Raw genomic sequence first — 20207 nt, forward strand, 5'->3', positions numbered from 1 at the left:
TTGCCACGCCCGGTCGCCGGCGCGTGACCCTGGCGGGGAGGCGGAATCGGGGGGTCCGAAATCCGGACCTCCGTGCTTATGCTGGTGCGATCGGCGGCCGGTGTCCGCGCCCGGCCGCGGCGCGAGCCGGACGCACGGCGGTTTCGCCCGGCGAACGCGGGATGTTGACGCTTCAACAAGCGTGAGCGACCCTGGTGAAGACTCTGTAACAAATCAAGCCAAGATCCCGCCAAGATTTGGTCTAGATTTCCAGGATGTGCCTCCCGCTTTGTGGGAGTCATACTCAAAAAACGGGCACAACTACCTCGTCAACCCGCAAAGCGGAGGTACAGCCCCAGTGGAACGATCGCGGGCGCGTCTCGCCGTGGCGGTCCTGACCGCTGTCATGGTGACGGTGGCCCTGTCCGGCTGTGGTGGGTCGCAGTTCACGTACGTGCGCGACGATGACGGCAACACCTACTTCAAGATCCCGTCGAGCTGGCGGAAGGTCGATCAGCAGGCTCTCGACACCACCGTCTTCGGCGATCAGAGCTCGGCCACCGCCCAGCTTGAGAACCAGCTCTCCTGGACGGTCGCGTACGACGCCCACGAACGGCCGGAGCCCACCCATCTCCTCGGCGGCGCGGAGGACGAGCCGTTCGTCTTCGCGAAGGTGCAGAAGCTGCTGCCCGAGGAGAGCAACCAGGCGTCGCTCGACACCCTCCGCAACGCCGTGGGCATCCCGGTGGCGGTCCCCGACGAGACCCGCAAGCAACTGGAGGAGACCCCCGGCATCCCCTTCAAGGGCTTCGAGCTCCTCGCCGACGAGGTGCTGCCGCAGCGCGACGGCATCCGCGGGGTCCGGGTCATCTACAACTACCGCGTGGGCGGGGGCCCGGTGCAGACCTTCGACCAGACCGCCTACCTCGGCCAGGACGGCACCACCGTGCACGTGATGCTCCTGCGCTGCTCGGCCCAGTGCTACAAGAAGCGCGCCGAGGAGTTCGACGTCATCGCCAAGTCCTTCACGGTGAAGGGGCAGATAGGATGATCAGACAAGCCGCCCCGGCGGAGTTCGAAGGACTGCGTGCCCCGGGCACCGGGCCCACCGATCCCCATCCGAAGACCCGCAAGCGGATGCCGATGTGGGACCGGATCAAGTTCACGTTGCTGCTGGTCCTCATCTACGCCGTGCTCGTCTGGTACGAGGTCGTCTCCTACGAGCCGATCATGACGATCCAGGACGCGATGTTCCAGGTGGCGAACAACGCACCCTGGATCTTCGTGCTCCTCGGGCTGGAGATCGTCCGGCAGATCCACTTCAGGATCAGCGAGAGCTCCGCCGGCTACCACCAGTTCTGGACCCAGCGCGTCTTCGGCGGCTTCGAACGCTACACCCGCCGCCGCTTCAGCGACTGGAGCCGCTTCCGCCTGGCCCGGGTGCTCAAGTGGCTGTTCTTCATCGCCATCGCGGCGCTGATCATGGGCGAGGTGCTGGACACCTCGCCGTTCGAGGCGCTGTTCCAGGCGCCCGCCCTGCTCTGGCAGGCCCTCCCGTACGCCCTGCAGCTCGCCTTCGCGTTCTTCTTCATCGCCTTCCAGTTCATCGGCCTGTTCTGGCTGCTGTCGCGCGGCGGCGTCGAGACCTACTACCCCGACGACATCAAGACCCGCTTCACCGACGTGTGGGGGCAGGACCACGTGGTCGAGCGGGTCAAGGAGAACATCGTCTTCCTGGAGAAGCCCGACGAGATCGAGGCCAAGGGCGGCTACGTGCCCAGCGGCCTGCTGCTGTGGGGCCCTCCCGGCACCGGCAAGACCCTGATGGCCGAGGCCGTCGCGGGCGAGACCGGCAAGCCGTACGTCTTCGTCGATCCCGGCGCGTTCGTGAACATGTTCATGGGCATCGGCATCCTGAAGGTCAAGTCGCTGTTCCGCAAGCTGCGCAAGCTCGCGCTGCGCTACGGCGGCGTGATCGTCTTCTTCGACGAGGCCGACTCCCTCGGCCGCCGCGGCCGGCTGGCCCAGCAGGGCCCCTCCGGCACGGGCCGCGGGTTCGGCGCCTCGCCCGCCTTCCAGCACGCCGGCTGCCACGGCTTCGGCTACCTCAGCCCCGAGACCCAGTCGCTGCTCACCGCCGGCGCCGCCCACGGCGGCGCGGAGGAGCCCGGGCAGAAGAACCGCTTCTTCATGGGCGGCAACATGATGGGCGGCGGCGGCGACCCGGGCACGCTCCAGGCGCTGCTCACCGAGCTGTCCGGCCTGAAGAAGCCGCGCGGCCTGATCAACCGGTACGTCCGCAGGCTGTTCGGCATGCAGCCCAAGCCGCCGCCGAAGTACCGCATCCTCGTCATGATGGCCACCAACATGCCCGACGCGCTGGACGAGGCGCTGCTGCGGCCGGGTCGCATCGACCGCATCTACAAGGTCGGCTACCCGTCCAAGGCCGGGCGCATCCGCACCTACCAGGGCTACTTCGACAAGGTGCGGCACGAGCTGACCGACGAGCACATCGACAAGCTCGCCACGATCACCCCGTACGCGACCGGCGCCACGATCAAGGACCTGGTGAACGAGTCGCTGATCATCGCGATCCGCGAGGGCCGCGAGGTGATCACCTGGCAGGACGTCATGAAGGCCAAGCGGCTCAAGCAGCTCGGCCCGCCCGAGGACGTCGAGTACATCGAGCGCGAGCGCCACGCCGTGGCCGTGCACGAGGCGTGCCACGCGGTCGTCGCCTACCGGACCAGGTTCCATCTGGAGATCGACATCGCCACGATCGAGAAGGGCGCCGACTACCTCGGCATGGTCAGCAGCATCAAGCCCGAGGACCAGTTCACCCGCTGGAAGTCCGAGCACGAGGCCGACATCATGGTCTCCCTCGCCTCGCTCGCGGGCGAGCGGATGTTCTTCGGCGACGACAACTCCTCCGGCGTGTCCGGCGACCTGCACTCGGCGACGTACCTGACCGCGCTGATGGAGGCGTACTGGGGCATGGGCAGCGGCATCACCTCGCTGCCCGCGCTGCAGGAGCTGTCGATCAACGGCGGCAAGGCGCTGGGCCGGCCGGGCGGCAGCGGCGGCGGCACCGGGTTCCTGGGCGATCCGACCAGCCGCAACCGTGACGACTTCCGGCCCGACGCGCTCGGCGAGCGCATCGAGTACAACCTCGTCCGGCTGCTGGAGAAGACCGAGGAGCTGCTCCGCGAGAACCGGCGCGAGGTGCTGTGCCTCGCGCACGCGCTGGAGACGCACAAGACCCTCAACGGCGACGACGTCGTGGCGGTCATCGAGGGCAGCCGGGGCACGGTCGTGGACGGCTCGATCTACGACGACGACGACTTCTTCGCCGAGATCGAGGAGTACCACGAGGAGGCCGTGCGGGCCCATCGCGAGCACGACCGGGTGAGCCGGGCGCTGCCCGAGCGTTCCGTGCTCGTGGGCGCGCTCGAACCGGCCGGGATCGCCGTGCACGGCACCATCCCGCCCGGAACGCCCGGCATCGGCGGCGCCCTCGGCGACTCCTCGGGCTGGAGCGGGTCCGGCCAGGCGGTCGTGCTCGCCCCGCCCACCGGGCAACCCGCCTTCGTGGCCCCGCCGCCGGCGACCTCCGCCCCGCTGGGCAACGGCGTGTCCACGACCGGCGCGTCCGTCACGCTGCCCGGCGTCTCCGCGGCGCCCCCGGCCGGGGGAGAGGCGGCGCGTAACGGCGCCCCCGCCGTCCCGGGCATCGGCACCCCCTCCTCCACCCAGCCGGAGTTCGTCCCCTGGGCGGGCGAGCGGGGCTCCCCCGTGCCGCCCGTGCTGCCCGGCGAGGTCCTGGCGCCGACGCCCGAGCCCGCGCCGCGCAAGCACGGCGCCAGGGTGCTGTGGGTGGTGCTGGCCAGCATCGTCGCGCTGGTGGCCTTCACCCTGCTCGGCACCTACGTCTTCACCTCGCCCGGCGCGGCGGGGGGCCTGGATGGCCCGCCGCTGGGCATGCTCGCGCTGCTGCTGGTGATCGTGGTGTCGGTCGTGGTCGGCGTGGCGATCGTGATCTCGATCGTGCGCGGGGCGGCGGCCGAGCGGGCCCGCGCCGTACGGGCGCGCGACCAGGCCATAGAACGCGCCCAGTTGCTGGCCGCGGCGATGGACCCCGACGTGGCGATGCGCCTGCTCGGCTACGACGGCACCCAGCCGCCCGGCCACGGCGGGCCGGCCACGCCGCCGGGATCGCCTTCCCGCTGACACCCGCCGGAATTGGGCCTTTCCGACGGCGGAGATCGGCCCGACCCTCTTCTCAGGCGCGCGGCACCACCCCCAGCCCGCGCGCCCGAGGGAGGAACAGTGACACGCCGACTGATCACGGGGCTCGCCGTACTGGCGCTGTTATGCCTCACCGGGATCACCGCGACGGGGACCGGGGCCTCCGCCACCGCGGAGCCCCCGCCCAACCGGCAGTACCGCGTCACCGGGCCCGTGACGGCCCAGGACCGCACCGAGATCGCCCGCACCGGCGCGGCCATCGACGAGGTGGCCGAGGGCTCGGTCGTGGTGACCGCCACCGAGGCCGAGGTGGCGCAGATCAAGAAACTCGGCCACGCCGTGACCCTGCTGCCGCGCCCGCTGGCCCCGGTGAGGCCCCAGCCGCAGGACTTCCCGCCCGCCGACTCCGGTTACCACAACTACGCGGAGCTGACCGCGGTGGTGAACCAGGTCGTCGCCGACCACCCCACCATCGCCCGCAAGTTCAGCTACGGCACCTCCTACGAGGGCCGCGACCTCATGGGCGTCAAGATCAGCGACAACGTGGCCAGTGACGAGAACGAGCCCGAGGTGCTGTTCACCCACAGCCAGCACGCCCGCGAGCACCTCACCGTCGAGATGGCGGTCTACCTGCTCAACGAGCTGACCGACCGCTACGGCACCGACTCCCGGATCACCGACCTGGTCAACGGCCGCGAGATCTGGATCCTGCCCAACCTCAACCCCGACGGCAGCGAGTACGACATCGCCACCGGCTCCTACCGCTCCTGGCGCAAGAACCGCCAGCCCAACTCGGGGTCGAGCGCGGTCGGCACCGACCTGAACCGCAACTGGGGCTACAACTTCGGCTGCTGCGGCGGCTCCTCGGGCTCGCCCTCCAGCGACACCTACCGCGGCCCCTCCGCCGAGTCGGCCCCCGAGGTGCGGGCCGCCGCCGACTTCGTCCGCTCCCGGGTCGTGGGCGGCGTGCAGCAGATCAAGGCGCACATCGACTGGCACACGTACGGCGAGCTGATCCTGTGGCCGTACGGGTACACCACCGCGAACACCGCCCCGGGCCTCACCCAGGACGACCGGGACGCGCACGCGGCGCTGGGGCAGAGCATGGCCTCCACCAACGGCTACACCCCCCAGCAGTCCAGCGACCTCTACATCACCGACGGCTCGATCAACGACTGGATGTGGGGCGTCCACAAGATCTTCAGCTTCACGTTCGAGATGTACCCGGTGGGCGCCAGCCCCGGCTTCTACCCGCCGGACGAGCAGATCGTCCCGCAGACCACCCGCAACCGCGAGGCCGTGCTGCGCCTGCTGGAGAACGCCGACTGCATGTACCGGATCATCGGCAAGGAGGCCCAGTACTGCAACGCCACCCCGCCGGTGGTCGTCTACTCCGACACCTTCGAGACCGCGACCGGCTGGACCGCCGACCCCGCGGGCACCGACGCCGCCACCTCCGGTCAGTGGGAGCGCGGTGACCCCGAGGCCACCGACTCCAGCGGCCCCAAGCAGCTCGGCACCACCGTCAGCGGCGGAAACGACCTGGTCACCGGCCGCCTGGCCGGCTCCTCCGCGGGCGCCCACGACATCGACGGCGGCGCCACCACGATCCAGTCACCGCCCATCACGCTCCCCGCCACCGGCACCCTGACCCTGTCGTGGTCGTGGTACCTGGGGCACGGCTCCAACTCCTCCACCGCCGACTACCTGCGGGTGCGCGTGGTCGGCGGCACCACCACCCAGGTCTTCCAGCAACTCGGCGCCGCCACCGACCGCGACGCCGCCTGGGCGACCGCGAGCGCGGACATCAGCGGGTACGCCGGCCAGACCGTGCGCATCCAGATCGAGGCCGCCGACGCCGGCACCGCCAGCCTCGTCGAGGCGGGCGTGGACGACGTCCGGATAACCCGGCAGCCGTGACCACCAGCGGGCGGGGCTCCCCGAAGCCCCGCCCGCGCGCCGTTCGAGGCGTCAGCGCCCGAGAGAACCCCGCTCGCACACCGTGTCGGCGCGCGTCAGCGCCTGCCGCCGCGGTCGCGGGGCTTCTGGCCGCCGCCACCGCTGCCGCCGCCGAGCGAGTTGGGGTCGAGCCCGGCGCGGCGCAGGGCCTCGGCGATGGCGCCGGTGGGCTCGTTGCCGCGGCCCTGCTGCCGGTCGCGGCGGTCCTGGCCGCCGCGACCGCCGCCGCCCGCGCGCCCGCCGCCCGTACGCTGCCCGCCGCCGGGACGGCCGCCGCGCTGGCCGCCGCGTCCGCCGGCGCCCTGGGCGGGGCCGTCGCCCTGCCCCTGCCCCTGCACCTCGTCGTCGAGCCGCAGGGTGAGCGAGATCCGCTTGCGCGGGATGTCCACGTCCAGGACCTTCACCCGGACGATGTCGCCGGGCTTGACGACCTCGCGCGGGTCCTTGACGAAGTTCTTCGACATGGCCGAGACGTGGACGAGCCCGTCCTGGTGCACGCCGACGTCCACGAACGCGCCGAACGCCGCCACGTTGGTGACGACGCCCTCCAGCAGCATCCCGGGCGCCAGGTCGGACAGCTTCTCCACGCCCTCGGCGAAGGCGGCGGTCTTGAACGCGGGGCGCGGGTCGCGGCCCGGCTTCTCCAGCTCCTTCAGGATGTCGGTGACGGTCGGCAGCCCGAACGTGTCGTCCACGAACTCGGCCGGCTTGACCGCCCGCAGGACGGCGGTGTTGCCGATGAGCGCGGAGATGTCGCCGCCCGTACGCGCCGCGGCGATGCGCCGCACGACCGGGTACGCCTCCGGGTGCACGGCGCTGGCGTCGAGCGGGTCGTCCCCGTCGGGGATCTTCAGGAAGCCCGCGCACTGCTCGAACGCCTTCGGCCCCAGCCGCGCCACGTCCTTGAGCCCCTGCCGGGACCGGAACGGCCCGTGGGTGTCGCGGTGCTGCACGATGTTCTCCGCGAGCCCCGACCCGATCCCGGAGACCCGGGTCAGCAGCGGCGCGGACGCGGTGTTCACATCGACGCCGACGGCGTTGACGCAGTCCTCCACCACCGCGTCCAGCGACCGCGACAGCTTGGCCTCCGACAGGTCGTGCTGGTACTGCCCCACGCCGATCGACTTGGGGTCGATCTTGACCAGCTCGGCCAGCGGGTCCTGTAGGCGCCGCGCGATCGAGACCGCCCCGCGCAGCGACACGTCCAGGCCGGGCAGCTCCTGGGAGGCGTAGGAGGAGGCGCTGTAGACCGAGGCGCCCGCCTCCGACACGACGATCTTGGTCAGCTTGAGCTCGGGGTACTTCTTGATCAGGTCGCCCGCCAGCTTGTCGGTCTCGCGCGAGGCGGTGCCGTTGCCGATCGCGACCAGCTCGACCTTGTGCCTGGCCGCGAGCGCCGCCAGGACCGCGATCGACTCGTCCCACTTCTGCTGCGGCACATGCGGATAGATGGTCGCGGTGTCCACGACCTTGCCGGTCGCGTCCACGACCGCGACCTTGACGCCCGTACGGTAGCCCGGGTCGAGCCCCATCGTGGGCCGGGTCCCGGCCGGGGCGGCGAGCAGCAGGTCGCGCAGGTTGGCCGCGAAGACCCGCACGGCCTCCTCCTCGGCCGCCTGCCACAGCCGCATCCGCAGGTCGATGCCCAGATGCACCAGGATGCGGGTTCGCCACGCCCACCGGACGGTGTCGTTGAGCCACTTGTCGGCCGGTCGCCCGAGGTCGGCGATGCCGAACCTGGCCGCGATCCGCTCCTCGTACCCGCCCTCGTCGGCGCCCTCGCCGTCGCCGGGGTCGAGGGTGAGGGTGAGGACCTCCTCCTTCTCCCCGCGGAACATGGCCAGGATGCGGTGCGAGGGCAGCTTGGTGAACGGTTCGGCGAAGTCGAAGTAGTCGGAGAACTTCGCGCCCTCCTCCTCCTTGCCCTCGCGCACGGCCGAGACGAGCCTGCCGCGCTCCCACATGCGCTCGCGCAGCGACCCGATCAGGTCGGCGTCCTCCCCGAACCGCTCGACCAGGATCGCCCGCGCCCCGTCGAGCGCGGCCTGCGCGTCGGGCACCCCCTCGGTGACGAACTCCGCCGCCGTGGCGGCGGGGTCGAGCGTGGGGTCGCCGAGCAGCTTGTCGGCCAGCGGCTCCAGCCCGGCCTCGCGCGCGATCTGCGCCTTGGTCCGCCGCTTCGGCTTGTAGGGCAGGTAGATGTCCTCCAGGCGGGCCTTGGAGTCGGCCGCCATGATCTGCGCCTCCAGGGCCTCATCCAGCTTCCCCTGCGACCGGATGGACTCAAGGATGGCAGTCCGCCGCTCCTCCAGCTCACGCAGGTAGCGCAGCCGCTCCTCCAGCGTCCGGAGCTGCGCGTCGTCCAGCGCCCCCGTCGCCTCCTTGCGGTAGCGGGCGATGAACGGCACCGTCGCCCCGCCGTCGAGCAGCTCCACGGCCGCCCGCACCTGCCGCTCCCGCACGCCGAGCTCCTCGGCGATGCGTTGATCAATCGAGGTCGTCACGTTCCCTCTTCCGCCTTCCCCCTGGGGTACCGCCAAATTGTGCCCCAGGGGAAAGGCCGCCGCCATCCGGCGGCGGCCCAGAGGGTCAGGTGGCGACGATGGCCAGCCAGATCGCCAGGGTCACGATCACGACCAGGGCGAAGACGAGCGCCTCTGCCATGGCGCTCAACGCCCTGCCCATCTTGGACACGATGCGGACGATCACCATCAGGGCCGCGACCGCGACCACGGTGAGCATGAGCGGCGCGTACGGCGAGGCGCCGGTCTGCAGGAGCAGCACTGGCCCGAGCTGACGCGCGTCGAGGTGTACGCCACCTTCTTCGCGAGCCGCCGCTCCGTCGAAGATGGGGGCGAGACTGCTGTCCGTCGATGAACTGACGGAAGAGGAGCACGACAGCCGTAAGTCCCTGCCTGACGAGCTGCTGGCCTTTGCACGACGCAGCGCTGCGGGAGCACAACGTCTTCGTTTTGCCCGGCAGCACTCGGTGGGTGGCGGGGCAGCCCGACTAAGTGGAGCTCTACCGTTAGGCCGACCCCGACGCGATGTTCGAGCTGTACGGCCACATCCGCTGGACCTCCCCTGATAGCCGTGTGAATGGGCGGCTGGCCGACCAGATAGGCCCCGAGCCGGGGGACGACAGGGGGCGCCCGGGCGCTGACGGACGAGTGGTTCAGGGACCGCAAGGCCGAGTATCTGAACAGCGGTTCGCGGGCCAGGAGTCCTGTGCCCTACTGACCAAGGTCTTCATCGAGCAGCTCGCGCTGATCCCCGACTGGACGATCCCGGACGGCATTCTGTACGAATGGCCTGTCCCTCGTAGTGCCGGCCGGTGTGAAGGGCCGGCTCACCGCGTCGCTGTACAGCTTAAAGGTCAGGCTTCCCACCCATGAGCGAGGGCAGCCGAGAGGCGAACATGGTCGCCATGTGACGCGTGAGAGGCGGACATCCAAGCGTCATCACACCTTGTTGTGATGGAGGCGCCGATGCAGACAGAGGGGATTCTCTCTCGGAATCCGCGTGGGTCGGGATTCGGAAGGCCGGCCTTCGCCGTTCGTGCACAATCGGCGGCAGTCCATCCGGTTCGCCGAAATATCACCTCATGAACTGCCTTTCGCCGGTATTCAGGAATCGCCGACGGTTGCGCGAGGGTGATAAACGGCGGTAGCCTCTTCGTAGTCGGTTTCACGGAGAGCGACCGGCGAAAACGGGCCGGAGAGCAACGCCATCACCGTCCTGGAGTCGATCCCACCGTATTGAGATCGTTGGTTCAGGTGCGCAGCGGCTTGCCACGCGCTGACGAGTCTTTGGGTGCATCTGAGGTTCCCGTCGGCCATATCCAGATTTTCGGTATCACCCGTATCCTGTCCATCTCGTTCGAGGAGAGATCGTCCGTCATGGTGCTCGCGCTCTTGGCCCGCAGCGGGGCAAGGAGTTCGAATGGACACTTGCTTTGGCTCGACGTTCAGGCCACTCTAGGGTTGACCGAGAACCGGACACCCCTAGAAGGCCGGTAAAAGATGCTGCTGTCGCTGCCTCTTCTGCTTGTGGTCGTCACCGGCGCCCGGATCTCCACGACCAAGCGATCACACTGGACAGGGCTGAAGTCTGAGGCCGCTGCCACCCGGTCGCCGTTCCCTGAGGAGCTGTCCCGTCCTCGCCGCTTGCGTCATCTGGCCAGAGTTCGGTTTCCCTATTTCGATGCCGTGGTGGTCCCTTCGGCAAGGGGGCCGGAGAGCGTATCGCGAGCGGCTGTCACCGCCCGCGAGGCCGGTGCCCGGCTAGTGGTGCTGAGCAGTGGTAAGACTGTGGCTCAGGCGACGACGAGCGTGTTGCAGGGCATGGGATGGACAGCCGCAACGTGCGCGATCGTCGATATCGGTTCGGATCCGCCCTCCTGGTGTTCTTCGTTGCGGACCTGGAACCATTCAGCGGCAGCAGATCCGTCCGACACATCGCTGAAGCGCAACATCGGTCTGATGCTGGCGCGCACGATGCGGTGGCAGAGCATTCTCTTTGTCGATGACGACGTGCAATCCATGAGCCGGGCGCAGTTGCGTCAAACCGCCGGCCTCCTACGGGGCCTTGATCGAGGCGGACATCCTCGTAAAGCGGTGGGGTGGGCTTTTGGCGATTTTCCCGATTTCTCGGTCGTTGGGCATGCGCTTCGGGCCGGGCGTGGTACGGGTACCCCCTTTATCGGGGGCGGAGCGCTGGCTGTCGACTGTAGCCGGTCCGTACCGTTTTTCCCGTTCATCTACAACGAAGACCTGTTGTTCCTCTTCAGTCTTCTGTCGGCCGACCCCGAAGGAGTGTGCCTCGCCGGAGCCTTGGCACAGGACCGGTACGATGCCTTCGGTGACACCGCGCGTGCCGCCAATCAGGAGTTCGGCGACGTCCTCGCCTACGGCCTTTATCAGTTGTTCTCGGAGGAGGTGCCCTTCGAAATCGCCGCTGAGCCCGACTACTGGGAATCGATAGTGGCCTACAGGAAGGTGTTGCTGAGCTACTCGGCCAGGCGCCTGCGCGAACTCGGTGTCACGGACGGCGCCGAATGTGTGCGGGTGGCCGCGGCCCGGCATCGCGACGACTGGTCGAATCTTCTGGCGGACTATTTCGTGTCGTGGCACGATGACCTGCGGAGTTGGCGGACGACTGTGGAGTCGCAGCCGAAGGTCACCGGTATCCCGGAAGCCATCGAAGCCGTTGGGCTGTCGGCATTGAGCAGCCCGACTTGAGGTAAGGGGTGTGGTGTCGAACAATCGCAAGGGTGACCGCGGCGAGTTTGGTGCGACCAATGAAATGCAGGGAGGCAGCGCCGGTGCGGTAGTTCAGGCGGGTTCCATCGCAGGGGGAGTGCATCTGCACCCGGCGCAGCCGGCCCCCGCGTCTCCTCCCCACGAGTTGCCGCCCGACGTACACGCGTTCACCGACCGCTCCGACCAGCTCGCCGAAATGGACCTCCTTCTGGCATCCACTGAGGGCAGCCCGCCGACGGCGGCAGTGGTGATATGCGCGATTTCCGGAACGGCAGGTGTGGGCAAGACCGCCTTCGCGACCCACTGGGCGCACCGTGTCAGTGATCGGTTCCCCGACGGTCAGCTCTACATCAACTTGCGGGGATACGGTCCCGATGAGGTCGTGTCCTCCGAAGAGGCTCTCGCCAGCTTGCTGCGATCGATGGGGGTGCCCAACTCGGATATCCCTCACGGCATCGATGAGCGGGCGGCTCGATTCCGAAGCCTCGCGGCCGGCCGGCGGATGCTGATCGTTTTGGACAACGCCAGATCGGCGGATCAGGTTAGGCCGTTGTTGCCGGGAACGTCTTCCTGCCTGGTGCTTGTCACCAGCCGCGATACCCTGCCGGGTCTGATATCCCGGGACGGAGCCCGGCGCATGAACCTCGACTTGCTGCCGGAAGCGCAGGCCATCGCCCTCCTGCGTACGCTGATCGGCTCCAGGGTCGATGACGATCCGCAGGCCGCCCGCGATCTCGTGCAGCATTGTGCCCGGCTGCCGCTGGCGTTGCGCATCGCGGCTGATCTGGCGTTCACCAATGAGGACGTGCCATTGGCCGAGTTGGTGAACGACCTGGCAGACGAACAGAGCAGGCTTGACCTTCTTGACGCGGGCGCGGATCCTTACACCGCCGTGCGGGCGGTCTTGTCGTGGTCGTACAGGACCCTCAAGCCGGACGAGGCGAGGGCTCTGCGCCTGCTCGGCCTGCATCCCGGTCGCGAGTTCGATGCGATCAGCACCAGCGTTCTCGTGGACACGACACCAGTGCGAGCCGGACGGCTGCTCGACTCTCTGGTGCGCGCTCACCTGCTGGAGCGCACCCGGACCAAGAGATACCAGATGCATGACCTGCTGCGTGTCTACGCGGCCGACCTTGCCCTGCAGGAAGAACCCCAAGAGGCCCAGGAGGCCGCACTTCGCAGGCTCTTCGACTTTTTCACTTACTCCGCTTCCGCGGCGATGGACGTGCTGTTCCCCCATGAGAAGGCACGACGTCCGGACATCCCTCCGGGGTCGGGTGCTCTCATGGAATTCGTAGACGAGGATCATGCGCTGCGATGGCTGGAGACGGAGCGCGCTACTCTTCTGGCGGTCGCGGCCCGCACCGCGCAGAGCAGTTGGGCGGTCTATGCCATTCTCCTCTCCACCATACTTTATCGCTTTCTGGATATTCATGGCCATTTTGATGAGGCGGTTACACTGCACACCTATGCGGTTGCGTCGGCTCGTTCGCGTGGCGATGCCGTCTCTGAGGGGCGTGCGCTTCACAACCTTGGCACCGTCTATCAACGTCAAGGGCGTTACCAGGAGGCCGTGGATCATCTGCGGAAGGCGCTCGAGATAATTCTGCAAGCGGACCAGCCGGAGGTGGAGGCGTTCGTCCGCAGTGACTTAGGGCTCGTGCTGCTGCTGCTCGGCCAATACGAACCGGCTCTGCGGGAGCTTGGACGGGCGTTGCGGCTGTTCGAAGAGCTCGATGATCTCACAGGGCAGGGCCAGGTCCTGAACAACATGGGCCTTGCCTTCGTGCGACAGAATCTCCTGGAGGAGGCTCTCGATCACATGCGACGGTCGTTGGTGCTGTTCCGGGGGACAGGCGATCGTCCTCGTCAAGGGTATGCACTCAACGATATCGGAGCCGTATATCAGCGGACCGGAAACCATGTGGAGGCGCTCGATTACCATTCGGAGGCACTCGCGGTCGCCCGCGAGACCGGTGATAAGGCACTTGAAGCCGCCGCGCTCAACGGACTCGGGAACACAAATCGGCTCTTCGCGTTGAGGGAGTCGGTTCTTGAGTTCCATGAGCAGGCTCTCAGGATTGCCGAGGAGATCGGCGATCGTTACGAGCAGGCTCAGGCGCATGAAGGAATCGCCGGAGTTCACGATGGTTTGGGACGTGCGGAAGATGCCCGCGACCACTGGCGACGCGCGCTATCGATCTACGTCAGCCTCGGGTCGCCCGACGCGGACCGCGTCAGATCCTCCTTGGGGGAAGTGATCGATCTGCCGTGATCGTGCGTCACGTCTCCCGATCCCGGGGCGAGAACCTGTTGCTTGCCCGTGGAATCTGGCCGGGATGCGTAGGGGCCAATGTGGCCGATGTGGTGAATACTACGGCGTTCCTCGGGGACCTGGAGAGGGCCAGGTAGGTAGGCTCCTAGGTTCCATGCGGACCCCTGGACCCTACGGTGGCGTACGCGCCTACCGCATGGCTGTGACCAGCCTCCTCCCCCCGCCACTCTGGGCGAGGGCCCTGCTTCCAGACGGGCACTGCTGCTCGTACAGGGCCAGACCGGCTTCGCCTGTGACTGCGGAGGCATGGCGGTCGCTCCTGGCTGGTGTGGATCACGATCATCCAACCACGCGTGGCGGCCGAGGGTGCTTCCGTGCGCTCGCACAGTGTGCTGATCGGGCGGTGGCTGTCGGGAGTCCGCTCTCACCGATCCCTCGGATCTCGCCTTCCCTGTGCGATGAGGCGGAGAGAGGTTCGCGCGTTATCGCCCCGGCTGGGAATCGCAGGGCCCGTGCCAGGCTCAGTCCTATTGCACCTCTTCACCTGGAGGTTGCTGAGCTTCAAGGGAGGTTGCATTAAGTAGCTTGTCGTCCCTATTGCCGATGGCACTTGGGTAGCGTGGTTCTTGGGCTTCCCTCCAGGCTGGCCCAGTTGGACGAGGCAACATCCTTAACTGAAGTTCAGGTGAAGAAGGGCTTGTGGTGCAAGCGGCGGATGGGCGGGTGCGGCGTCTGTGTCCGCCACGAGCACGCCACGGGCGGGAGCGGTCGTATCTTGAGCCGCGAAACCATGTCCTCAGAGTGCCTGGCGGATGACGCGTAGATCCAGCGCTGAGATCCGGCACCACTCGTCACACCGGATATTGCTCACCCCAGGACCGACGGCGTGCGGGTCACTTGGCCGGAAACCCGACGTCATCATGGTGCCGGCATCACGCCACGTGATCGCACTGAGCAGGTGTGTCGCCCTGGCCAAGAGACTGGCGACCGACCTGGTCGTACTGTGCAGCAGGTGGGCCGACGCGGAGAAGGCCCTGGTAGTGGCGCGGAGGGGCGGCGTGAACGTGCTCGCCGTCGATGTGCCCGAGGCGCAGCGAGTGGAGTTGCCGGAATTCGCCACGACCGCCCTTCTCGCGGGTACCAAGTTCGAGTGGCGGACCGACACCAGCCTCAAGCGGAATATCGGGCTTGCTCTGGCGCGGATGCGTGGCTGGGATCGGATCGTGTTCCTGGATGACGACATCGAGGTGCGCGACCCGGATGACCTAGTCCGGGCCGCCGGGCTGCTCAACCTGTACGAGGCCGTGGGGCTGTTCATCGGGGGCATGCCCGACAACTCGGTGGTGTGTCACGCGAACCGCTACGTGGGGAACTCGCAGGACACGTTTGTAGGCGGCGGCGCGCTGGTCGTCGATCCCGTCCGCGTCACCTCGTTCTTTCCCCAGATATACAACGAGGACTGGTTCTACCTGCTGGACAGGGCTAGGCTGCGCCGCGTGGCGACGGTGGGCTTGGCGGTCCAGGCCCCGTACGACCCTTTCGCCTGGCCCGGACGGGCACGGACGGAGGAGTTCGGCGACGTGCTGGCCGAAGGGCTGTTCGCCTTGCTCCACACAGGAGGCACGGTACGCGAGGCCGATCGCGTGTACTGGGCGGAGTTCCTGGGGGTGCGCCGGTCATTCATCAAGGGCGTGCTGAGCCGGGTCGAGGCACGGGCACAGGGCGTGGAGGACGAGCGCATCGCAGCCTCGCTGCGCGTCGCGCTCGCCCGGCTGTGGCTGATCGACCCGGGCTTGTGTCAGGACTACCTGGAGGCGTGGCAGGCCGACAGGTCGGCCTGGCGTCGATACGTACGCAGGCTGCCGGTCGGCGTATCGACGACGGACGCGCTGAGAGTTCTGGGCCTGGACCGGTGGTTCGTCGACCGCAACTTGTCGTCTCCCGACCGGGAGCCGGCGCTCGGCTGGTAGCGACGACGCGGACGACCCGACGTGGCGTTGTGACTCCATAGAAGCCTGATCAGGGGCGCCACTGCACCTGAGAACCCGCCGATCGACGAGGTCGCCGCCGGCGTCGGCTGGGCCGAGCGACGGCTGCGGCGGCGCGGGTCGAATGGGCGCACCCCCGAGTGAGGCCTCGTGGCTCTTCGCGAGACCTCACCGGGAAACGAAACCGCGAGGCGCTATAGCCGGAACTCCAGGTCCGGGGTGATCTCGGCGACGTCCATCTGGGCCTTCTGCAGCCTGCCGCTGTAGTCCCAGTTCATCGACTGCCACCGGGTGAACTGGTCCAGGACCCACATGCCCGACTGGCGGCTGCCGTTGCCGCTCTTGCCGTTGCCGCCGAAGGGGAGGTGGGCCTCGGCGCCCGAGGTGGAGTTGTTGACGCTGACCATGCCCGCGCCGATGCCGGCGCGGAAGCGGAAGGCGGACTTGGGGTCGGTGGTGTAGATGGAGGAGGACAGGCCGTAGCCGGGGCGGTTGGCCAGGTCGATGGCCTCGTCCAGCGACTCGTAGGTCGTGACCCCGACGATCGGGCCGAAGGTCTCCTCCAGGAACAGGCGGTCGGTGGGGCGGAGGCCGTCCACGATCACGGGGTGGTAGTACAGGCCGTCCTCGCCGGTGAAGTCGCCGCGGGGGTTGTCCGCGGTGATCCGGCCGCTCTTCTCGGTCACGACCGTGTGATGGGGCTCGATCCAGGTCAGGTACTCCTCGAAGCGGGTGGCGAACTTGTGGTCGAGGAGGGGGCCGAGCACCACGTCGCCGGTGGGGTCGCCCAGCGGGGCGGCCGCCACGGCCGCGGCGTAGCGGCGTACGAACTCGTCGTGGACCGAGGAGTGGGCGATCACCGTGCCCAGGCTGGTGCAGCGCTGGCCGGCGGTGCCGAAGCCGGCGAACAGGGCGCCCTCGACGGCCAGGTCGAGGTCCGCGTCGGGGGTGACGACCATCGGGTTCTTGCCGCCGAGCTCCAGGCAGGGCGACTGGAGGTGGCGTCCGCACAGCTCGCCGATCGTGCGCCCGACGGCGCTGGAGCCGGTGAAGCCGACCTTGTGCACCGTGCCCTCCTCCAGGGCGGCCGACAGGCCGTCGTACGTGGCCTGCCCGTCGGCGAAGACGATGTTGAGCACGCCGTCGGGCAGGCCGGAGGCGGCGAAGATCCGGTAGAGCGCGTGCGCGGAGGCGGCGGCGTACTCGGCGGGCTTCCACACCACCGCGTTGCCGCACAGCAACGCGGGGACCAGGTACCAGGACGGCACCGCCACCGGGAAGTTGCCGGCCGTGATCACCGCCGCCACCCCCACCGGGACCCGGAAGGTGAACAGGTTCTTGTCCGGCATCTCCGACGGGACGGTCTGGCCGTACAGGCGGCGGCCCTCGCCGAGGAAGAAGTCGCAGGTGTCCACGATCTCGCGCACCTCGCCCAGCGCCTCGGCGTACGGCTTGCCGATCTCCTCGGTGACCAGCCTGGCCAGGCTCTCGGTGTTGGCCTCGACCAGCCGCCCGATCGAGGCGATCACCCGGCCGCGCACCGGGGGCGGCACCGCGGCCCACTCCTTCTGGGCGTCCCGGGCCGTACGGCAGGCGGTGGCGAAGGTCTCGGCGTCGGCGAGGCCCACCCTAGCGACCACTTCGCCGATCCTGGACGGATTGATCGAGTCGTACGCCGTGCCGGGGCCGGCGTCCTTTCCGCCGATGACGGAGACGATCTGACGGGTCACCGTTGACCTCCTGTGGGAGTGCTATGTCCGCATTCTCTCCATGCCCGCTGTGCCGGACAAACCCGTCATCGTGCCCTGAAGTCAGCGAAGTCAAAACCGGGGGAGACCACGCAGCTCACCAGGACCCCCTCGTCGCCGGCCGGGCGGGCGGCCTGCCACGCCCCCGCCGGGACGAGGGCCTGGGGCACCTGGCCGTGCTCGACGCCGGGGCCGAGCGTGATCTCCTCCGGGGTGCCGTCGGGGTCGCCGACCAGCAGGGTCAGCGGGCCGCCGCGGTGCCACAGCCACACCTCGTCGGACGACACCGCGTGCCAGACCGACTCCTCACCGGGCATGAGCAGGAAGTAGATCCCGGTCGCGGACGCCCGCGGGCCGGGGTAGCCCGGGGGCTCGAAGGTGACGCCGGTGCGCCAGGTCTCGCGGAACCAGCCGCCCTCGGGATGGGGCAGGAGGTCCAGGGCCTCGGCGACCGGAGGACGCTCCTGGGCGGCGACGTACGCGCCGGTCACGTCGCGCCGCAGGAACCGCACCCGCCCGCCGTCGGCCAGCACCACCGGCTCGGGCCCGGTGAACCGCTCGTTCGCGACCCGCAGCGCCTCGTCGTCGTCGGCCACGGGGACGGGCTCGCCGTCGGGGAAGATCTTCACAACAGGCATCCGACGATGCTAGTGCACCCCTTTCACCCGAGGTCAGCGGGCTGATGAGCGCGGCTCGGAAAATTGTCGGAGGCGCTCGCTAGGGTGCCTGCGTGATCGAACGGTGGAGCCGGGAGCAGGTGCTGGCGCTGGCACCCGACGACGCGTCCCAGAAGGCGGCCCAGAAGGTCGCCGCGCCCGCGAAATGGTCCGGCGCGGGGGCGGCGCAGGGCGTCGTGTGGGGCTCGTGCGCGGGCAGCGGCGCCACGCCGTACCAGGTGTGCGTCGATCTGTCCGGGCCCGCCTACCGGTGCGGGTGCCCGAGCCGCAAGTTCCCCTGCAAGCACGCGCTCGGGCTGCTCCTGCTGTGGTCGGCCGACGGCCTGCCCGCCGGCGCCGCCCCGCCCGCGTGGGTGGCGGAGTGGCTGAGCGAACGCCGGCCCCCGGCCGCGTCCGCGCAGGGCGGCCAGGCGGCCGGCGCGGGGCACACCCCCTCCAGTGAGAGTGGCGAGGCCGCCGACCGGCCGCGCACCCCGTCCGGCTCCGCGGGGGGCGGCGAGGCCGACGGGCGGCGCGGGCAGGAGGCGGCGCGCCGGGCCGAGCAGCGCGAGCAGCGGGTCGCCGCAGGACTGTCCGAACTGGAGCGGTGGCTGTCCGACCAGATCAGGCAGGGCATCGCGGGCACGAGGGCGGCCGGGTCCGGCCACTGGGACGGCCTGGCCAAGCGGCTGGTCGATGCCCAGGCGCCGGGCGTCGCCGGCACGGTCGCGCGACTCGCGCCGCTGCTGGTGGTGGAGGAGGAGTGGCCTTCCCGGGTGCTGGAGGAGTACGCCCTGCTCCATCTGCTCGCCGTGGCCCACCGCGCCGGCCTGGAGGGCCCGCTGCGCGAGACCGTGCGCACGCGCGTCGGGTTCCCGGTCGGCCGCGAGGAGGTCGTCTCCCGGGGCGAGCGGGTGCGTGACCACTGGCACGTGCTCGGCAGCACCGACACCGAGCAGGACCGCCTGGTCGCGCGCCGGGTCTGGCTGCGCGGGGCGCGCACGGGCCGCCCGGCCCTGGTGCTGTCCTTCGCTCCGATCGGCCGCCCGCTCGACTCGTCCCTCGTCGTCGGCACCTGCGTCGATGCCGACCTGTCGTTCTATCCGGGGGCGGCCCCGCTGCGCGCCCAGGTGGCGGCCCACCACGGCTGGACCGACGCCGCCCCGCCGGCGGGCGTCTCCGTCCCGGCCGCCCTGGGCGAGATCGCCGCCGCCCTGGCCGCCGATCCCTGGGTCGACTCCTGGCCGCTGCTGCTGGAGGGCGTCGTACCGCTGCGCGCCGCGGGCGACCGGGCGTGGCTCCTCGGCCACCCGTCCTCACCGGCCGAGAGCTGGCCGCTCCACCCCCGCGCCGGCACCGACCCATGGCGGCTGGTGGCCGTGTCCGGCGGCCATCCGGTGACGGTCGCGGCCGAATGGCGGCCCCGCGGCCTCACCCCCCTGGCCACCTGGGACGAGGAGGGACGGGTGATCGTACTGTGACCGATCGCGTTTCCACGGCCGGCGCTGTCGCGGGCGGAGAAGGCGCCGGCGAAGGCGGCGACGGCTCCGCGGGCCGCGCGCTCACCGGTCCCGGATCTGACGACCTGGGCGTCGCGGGCGAGGCGCGGTGGGCCGGACCGGGGTGGGAGGAGCTGGTCTCGGTCGCGCTGGTCGGCACGGACCGACGGGCACTGTCCGCCGTGCCGGCCCGCTGGGCGGCGCCGGACGGGGATGGGCGCGAGCGGGCCGGCGGGGACGTGGGGGCTACACCCCGCGAGCCGGGGTCGACGCGCGAGGCGGGGTCAGTCCGCGAGGCGGGGGCGGTGCCCGGGCCGGGGGCGGTGCGTGAGCCGGGGCCGGTGCGCGAGGCGGAGGCGGTGCCCGGGCCGGGGGCGGTGCGCGAGTCGGGGTCAGTGCGCGGGCCGGGGGCACTCTGCGAGCAGGGGGCACCCCCGGAACCGGCGGCGTCCCGTGACGCCGATCCGGTCGGTGGCGCCGATGCGGTCGGTGGCGGCGGCGCGGTCGGTGGCGCCGATGCGGTCGGTGGCGGCGGCGCGGTCGGTGGCGCCGATGCGGTCGGTGGCGGCGGCGCGGTCGGTGGCGCCGATGCGGTCG

Annotated in this window: 12 protein-coding genes; 7 read left to right on the forward strand and 5 right to left on the reverse strand. The window is 69.7% G+C overall.

Annotated elements, in window-relative coordinates; all coding sequences use genetic code 11:
• The first annotated feature begins 337 nt into the window (after nucleotides 1-337).
• The 3 genes from HNP84_RS04140 to HNP84_RS04150 all read left to right on the forward strand — a co-directional run bounded on the left by HNP84_RS04140 (nucleotide 338) and on the right by HNP84_RS04150 (nucleotide 6144).
• Nucleotides 338-1030, forward strand: a complete 693-nt coding sequence (locus HNP84_RS04140; protein WP_185047998.1) for a hypothetical protein — start codon at nucleotides 338-340, stop codon at nucleotides 1028-1030.
• The gene (locus HNP84_RS04145; RefSeq protein ID WP_185047999.1) at nucleotides 1027-4206 is read left to right on the forward strand and encodes an AAA family ATPase; all 3180 of its coding nucleotides are present in this window, start codon (nucleotides 1027-1029) and stop codon (nucleotides 4204-4206) included. Before HNP84_RS04140 ends, HNP84_RS04145 begins: the two co-directional genes overlap by 4 nt.
• A gap of 99 nt (nucleotides 4207-4305) precedes the next feature.
• A complete protein-coding gene (locus HNP84_RS04150) occupies nucleotides 4306-6144 on the forward strand; it encodes a M14 family metallopeptidase (RefSeq protein WP_185048000.1) in 1839 nt (612 codons plus the stop codon).
• A gap of 95 nt (nucleotides 6145-6239) precedes the next feature.
• Here the strand turns inward: HNP84_RS04150 and HNP84_RS04155 are convergent, their stop codons facing one another.
• Both HNP84_RS04155 and HNP84_RS04160 read right to left on the reverse strand, forming a co-directional pair.
• Nucleotides 6240-8687, reverse strand: coding sequence for a Tex family protein (locus HNP84_RS04155; protein WP_312923679.1), 2448 nt, complete (start codon nucleotides 8685-8687; stop codon nucleotides 6240-6242).
• Between the two features lie 85 nt (nucleotides 8688-8772).
• Nucleotides 8773-8967 (reverse strand): hypothetical protein, encoded by a 195-nt coding sequence (locus HNP84_RS04160; protein WP_185048002.1) that lies wholly within the window; start codon nucleotides 8965-8967, stop codon nucleotides 8773-8775.
• A 1238-nt stretch (nucleotides 8968-10205) separates the two neighbouring features.
• Between HNP84_RS04160 and HNP84_RS04165 the strand changes: the two genes are divergently transcribed.
• From HNP84_RS04165 to HNP84_RS04175, 3 genes are all read left to right on the forward strand, one after another.
• The gene (locus HNP84_RS04165; RefSeq protein WP_185048003.1) at nucleotides 10206-11423 is read left to right on the forward strand and encodes a hypothetical protein; all 1218 of its coding nucleotides are present in this window, start codon (nucleotides 10206-10208) and stop codon (nucleotides 11421-11423) included.
• 10 nt (nucleotides 11424-11433) lie between these two features.
• On the forward strand, nucleotides 11434-13719 hold the full coding sequence (locus HNP84_RS04170) for an ATP-binding protein (RefSeq protein ID WP_185048004.1): 2286 nt from the start codon (nucleotides 11434-11436) through the stop codon (nucleotides 13717-13719).
• 941 nt (nucleotides 13720-14660) lie between these two features.
• Entirely contained in the window at nucleotides 14661-15689 is a 1029-nt protein-coding gene (locus HNP84_RS04175; protein WP_185048005.1) for a glycosyltransferase family 2 protein, read from the forward strand.
• A 212-nt stretch (nucleotides 15690-15901) separates the two neighbouring features.
• Here HNP84_RS04175 and HNP84_RS04180 read toward each other — a convergent pair whose 3' ends face one another.
• Together HNP84_RS04180 and HNP84_RS04185 are read right to left on the reverse strand one after the other, a co-directional pair.
• Nucleotides 15902-17437, reverse strand: coding sequence for an aldehyde dehydrogenase family protein (locus tag HNP84_RS04180; protein ID WP_185048006.1), 1536 nt, complete (start codon nucleotides 17435-17437; stop codon nucleotides 15902-15904).
• 65 nt (nucleotides 17438-17502) lie between these two features.
• Nucleotides 17503-18093 (reverse strand): cupin domain-containing protein, encoded by a 591-nt coding sequence (locus HNP84_RS04185; protein WP_185048007.1) that lies wholly within the window; start codon nucleotides 18091-18093, stop codon nucleotides 17503-17505.
• Nucleotides 18094-18185: 92 nt separating this feature from the next.
• Between HNP84_RS04185 and HNP84_RS04190 the strand changes: the two genes are divergently transcribed.
• Complete coding sequence (locus tag HNP84_RS04190) at nucleotides 18186-19592, forward strand: SWIM zinc finger family protein (protein WP_185048008.1); 1407 nt, start codon at nucleotides 18186-18188, stop codon at nucleotides 19590-19592.
• A gap of 410 nt (nucleotides 19593-20002) precedes the next feature.
• Here the strand turns inward: HNP84_RS04190 and HNP84_RS04195 are convergent.
• Nucleotides 20003-20207: hypothetical protein (locus HNP84_RS04195; protein WP_221335852.1), on the reverse strand; the 205-nt coding region annotated here is incomplete at its 5' end.

This window comes from Thermocatellispora tengchongensis (assembly GCF_014202315.1).
GTDB lineage: Bacteria > Actinomycetota > Actinomycetes > Streptosporangiales > Streptosporangiaceae > Thermocatellispora > Thermocatellispora tengchongensis.